This is a genomic window from Zoogloea oleivorans, assembly GCF_008107625.1.
Lineage (GTDB): Bacteria > Pseudomonadota > Gammaproteobacteria > Burkholderiales > Rhodocyclaceae > Zoogloea > Zoogloea oleivorans.
Genome location: NZ_SDKK01000060.1, coordinates 1 through 4,378, shown reverse-complemented (window position 1 = coordinate 4,378; position 4,378 = coordinate 1). Strand labels below are relative to the sequence as shown.

4 protein-coding genes and 1 pseudogene are annotated in these 4,378 nt (G+C 68.5%); all 5 read right to left on the bottom strand.

Annotated features, from left to right (window positions below; translation table 11 throughout):
• The coding region (locus ETQ85_RS25500; RefSeq protein ID WP_148581787.1) for an efflux RND transporter permease subunit at positions 1–504 on the bottom strand (504 nt) is incomplete at its 3' end.
• The gene (locus tag ETQ85_RS25495) at positions 501–1,634 is read right to left on the bottom strand and encodes an efflux RND transporter periplasmic adaptor subunit (RefSeq protein ID WP_007182746.1); all 1,134 of its coding nucleotides are present in this window, start codon (positions 1,632–1,634) and stop codon (positions 501–503) included. The genes ETQ85_RS25495 and ETQ85_RS25500, both read right to left, overlap by 4 nt.
• Complete coding sequence (locus tag ETQ85_RS25490) at positions 1,598–2,407, bottom strand: polyprenyl synthetase family protein (protein ID WP_007182747.1); 810 nt, start codon at positions 2,405–2,407, stop codon at positions 1,598–1,600. Before ETQ85_RS25490 ends, ETQ85_RS25495 begins: the two co-directional genes overlap by 37 nt.
• Positions 2,400–3,371, bottom strand: a complete 972-nt coding sequence (locus ETQ85_RS25485) for a patatin-like phospholipase family protein (protein ID WP_007182748.1) — start codon at positions 3,369–3,371, stop codon at positions 2,400–2,402. Before ETQ85_RS25485 ends, ETQ85_RS25490 begins: the two co-directional genes overlap by 8 nt.
• Positions 3,368–4,378 (bottom strand): annotated as a pseudogene (locus ETQ85_RS25480) (hypothetical protein); the annotation flags it as partial. The gene ETQ85_RS25485 and the pseudogene ETQ85_RS25480, both read right to left, overlap by 4 nt.

Sequence of the window (4,378 nt, the reverse complement as noted above, 5' to 3'; positions counted from 1 at the left end):
AACTTTATTATTTTTATACATCAGGGCGTAATCGTCGTAGATCTCGGAGGCCAGCGTGACGGTGACAATGGGCACGTCGTCCACATCCACGCTGCGAATCAGCGGCTCGCCCGCGCCCGCAGGCAGGCGCTCGCGCTGCCCCAGCACCCGGTCGTAGAGTTTGACCAGCGATTTTTCCTTGTCCTCGCCGACCTTGAACTGCACCATCAACACGCCCATCGAATTCATGGCGGTCGCATACGTGTGATCAACGCCGGCAATCTGCTTGACGATGCCCTCCAGCGGGCGGATCACCAGTTCCTCCACCTCCTCGGCAGAGGCGCCGGGCAGTGTCACCCATACCTGGGCGCCGGGCACCACGATCTGGGGGTTTTCCTCGCGCGGGGTCAGCGTCACGGCCAGCAGCCCCAGCAGGATGCAGGCCAGCATGAACAAAATGGTCAGCTTGGAGGTGACAAAGAGATTCGCCAGGCGGCCGGCGCTGTTGAGCTTGTGCTGGCTCATTGCGCCTCCTTCGCGGCGGTGACGCGGTCGCCCTCGCGCAGGGCCGGTGTAGCCGCTGCCACGAAGCGCTCATCGGCGGCCAGACCAGCACTCACCTCGACCTGATCGGGCCACTCGCGGGCTATGCGCAGCCAGCGAAAGCGTGCCCGGCCTTCGGCATCAACCACGAAGACACCGGTGAGCCCGCCGCGCTCGACCAACGCCTGTCTGGGCACCAATGGCGCCTGGCTCGCACCGAGCCCGAACGCCGCACGCCCGAACATGCCGGGCATCAGCCCCGCCGTCTCGGGCAGGGTGATCTTGACCTGGTAGCTGCGCGAGACCGGGTCGCCCGAGCGCACCACCCGGCTCACCGTGCCCTTGAGCGCCGCGGGCACGCCGTCGATGTTGACTTGCACCGGCTGGCCGGCCGCGATGGCGGCGACTTGGCCCTCCGCCACGAAGGTCTCGAACAACAGGCCGCGGCCCGACTCCAGGGTCAGCAGCGGCATGCCGGGCAGGGCGAGGTCGCCCGTTCGTTTGTGGCGCGCCACCACCACGCCGTCCACCGGGCTGGTGATTTCGGCGTAGGCGCGCTGGGCCAGCGCCGTGTCGAGACCGGCGCGCGCCTGGTTACGGGCCTCGCGCGCGGCCTCGAATTTCAGGCGCACCTTGCGCAATTCGTTGTCCGAGACGCTGCCGCGCTCGAACAAACGCTGGAAGCGCTCCAGGTCAATCTGCGCATCGCGCAGCGCCGCCTCTGCCGCGCCGCCCGCCGCCTGGCCCTGGCGGATGCCGCCTTCCACATCCGATGCGTCAAGGCGGGTCAGCAACTGCCCGCGCCGCACCCGGTCACCCTCCTGCACCAGCATGTCGCGGATATAGCCGCTCAGCCGTGAGGCGACCTCGACGCGCTGGTCCGACACCACCGAGCCGACCGCCGTGTATTCGAGCGGCGCCCCGGCGGACGCGGTCATGACCGGCAGGGGGCGGCTGGTCGTATTTGATGCGGCAGGGGCCTCCGGCGCTTTGCCGCAAGCACCCAGGAGTGCGGCCAGCGCCAGCGGCGCCAAGTAGAGGAGGAGGTTTTTTCTTTTTTTCACAAGAGGGTCTTTCATGATGATGTCGAGGTAATAGTTTTGGGTTTGCATGCCGATGCCTTGGCGCCAAGGCTGGCCGCGATCAGTTCAGCCAGTTCGAGCGGGCGCCCATTGCCTGTGGCCGCCGCGATGGTCCGCGCTTCCCGCCTTGCCTGGCGGCACAGATCGAGCGCGGCGTCCTGCAGGGCCGTGCGTGCCTCGGAGATGTCCATGGCATCGGCTTCCTGTTGCAAAACGTGGCTTGAAACAAGGTATTGGCCGTAACGCCGGGCCGTGCCGGCGAGCGGCTCCGGGTAGCCCGCGAGGGTGGCGCCTGTGGCGCCGGCCGCCTCACCCAGCGGTGCCGCCAGTTGTTGCCGGGTCTGCAACAGCCGCGACGGATCGTCTCGGGCGTCTGGATCCAGGCCCAGTTGGGTGGCCTCCAGTTCCGAAGCCCGGTTGACCGCATCGGAAACCAGGGCCAGGACCTGCAGGTCAGCGCAGCGCACCAGCAAGCGAAAAGCCCCGGTGGTCAGGTAGTCACCCGCCAGCACGGTGGCGCCGGTGCCCAGTAGCGCGGACGCGCCGGTCGTCGCGTCAACGTGGGCATGCAACTGCTGCAGGCCGATGTGGATCAGGTCCAGCGCCGTGCCGGCGTCGATGCCAGGCTGCCCTGCATGGAGGCTGCAGGTCACCAGTGCCCGGATAGGGGTATTTTGGCCTAACAGCAACAGGCGCAAGGCGCCGCGGACCGGCACGGCCTCGCAGGTCAGGGTGCTCGCCACGGCGGCGTGGACGCCGGCGATCACGGTCTCGGGGAAGTTCATGGGATGCGTGTCAGTCATGGGTTGGCGTTCTTGTCCAGCGGGCCAGTTGCTCGGCCGCGCTGCGGTAGCCGATGTCGATGATTTCTTCGGCGCGGTCGAACTCCATGAAGCGCACCGCGCCCAGCGGCGGCTGGATCAGGAGGTCGGGTTGGGTTTGCCGCAGGTCGGCTTCGGTGACGCGCGCCTGCATGATGTAGATCGAAGCGAGCAGCACCTCGAAAATGCCTGGTAGCGGCTCCAGAGTGGGCTTGTGCAGCCAGGCCTCGAACTGCGCCAGCACCGGGCTATTGATGGCCCGCAGGCTCTCCAGCAGGCGCGCCATGATGGGGCCATGGCCGTTGCCATTGGCGTGGGCGGCGGGGTGGGACAGCCGGCCCGCCACGATGTCGTGGTTGAGGTCGACCGCGATGACCAGGTCGGCCCCCATGGCGCGCGCCACGCTCACCGGCACCGGATTGACCAGCCCGCCATCGACCAGGATGCGGCCGTTGCTGCGCACCGGGGTAAAGATGCCGGGCACGGCGATGCTGGCACGCACCGCTTCGGTCAGGTCGCCTGCCGTGGTCACCACTTCTTCTCCCGTCATGAGGTCGGTGGCCACCGCGGCAAAGGGCAGCAACAGGCCCTCGATATGGGCGCTTGGCACATGGGCGCGCACGAATTCGGCGACCCGCTGGCCGTCGATCAGCCCCGAGCGGGGAAACACCGGGTCGAGCAGGGCGACGATGCCCGGCCAGTCGAGATTGCGCAGTCTGGCGCTCAGGCCGTCAATCTTGCCCGAGGCAAAGACAGCGCCAATGACCGCCCCCATGCTGGTGCCGGCCACCAGGTCGATCTCGATGTTGGCCTCTTTCAAGGCGCGCAGCACGCCGACGTGCGCCAGACCGCGCGCCGAACCGCTGCCCAGCGCCAGGCCGATCCGGGGCCGCTTGGGCGGCGTCAGGCTTGCCGCCGGGGCTTTGCTGGTTTGTGGTTCGTTCATTGGCTTGCCCCCTTGTCCGGCCCATGACCCGTGGGCCGGTGCCGCCCACCGACGCGCCGGCACAGACGCCGGATACCGTACCGCAGTGAGCGCCGGAGCGTCGTGGCCCGCGCGAGCCGCGCGCCATGGCGGGCAGGGAATTCACGCCCCACGGCGGCTTCGAAGACCTGGAAGCGCTTGAGATAGGCCTCGATCTCCTGGCGCCGCAGGTGCCAGGCGCCGATCCGGCCGTACCCGTCCACGAGTTCGGTAAACAGCGCCCGCATGCGCCGCGCCCCCCGGTCTTGCAGCACCTCGTCGGCCCGTTCGGTGGCGATGCGCGCCAGCGCCAGGCTGCGCTCCAGCAGGCGCCGGATGTCCTGGGCGCCATCAAGCTCACCCAGACGCCCGATCTCGCGCAGGGGCCGTCTGGCTTGGGCCGCCAGCAAGCGCCGCAGGTCGGTCGCCAGGGCGTCGGCCAAGCTGCGCTGCACGCGGCTGAAATGCGCCGGATCGTCGGCCAGGGCGCCAGCCCCGTGGCCGCGCAGATCCTCGAAATAAAGCTGGTGGTCGCCGAAATAACCGGTCAGCTGTTTGGTCGCGGCCGCTTCGAGGGGTTCTTGCGGCGCCTCGCGCAGCGCCCGCGCCACCGAGCGCAGCGGTTGCCCGAGCGAGAGCGGAAAACGCGAGAAGCGATAGGCCGCGTTGGCGCCCGGTATCTGCCGGTAGGCCACCAGTTCCATGTACAAGGACGCGTCTTCCTCGCAGGTCTGCCGGGCTTCCTCGAAAATGTCCAGCGGCATGACCGGCAGCCACCGCCGCCCCAGCGGTGGCGAGCGGTCGTAGCCGCCCGCACGCAGGATGCGCACCACCACGTCGGCGCAATTGAACTCGCTGCGATCCCACAGCAGGCGGCCTTGCCCAAACTCATCTTCGATCCGGTGCGCCTCGGCCACCATCGCCGCCTTGCGCTCTGCCGCCACGCCCGCCACCCGCAAGCCCAGCGTCTCGCGGCCGTAGGCCATGCC

Coding starts and splice junctions, on each gene's coding strand:
- ETQ85_RS25490 (WP_007182747.1), bottom strand. CDS start 2,407: ATGACTGACACGCATCCCATGAACTTCCCCGAGACCGTGATCGCCGGC.
- ETQ85_RS25495 (WP_007182746.1), bottom strand. CDS start 1,634: ATGCAAACCCAAAACTATTACCTCGACATCATCATGAAAGACCCTCTT.
- ETQ85_RS25485 (WP_007182748.1), bottom strand. CDS start 3,371: ATGAACGAACCACAAACCAGCAAAGCCCCGGCGGCAAGCCTGACGCCG.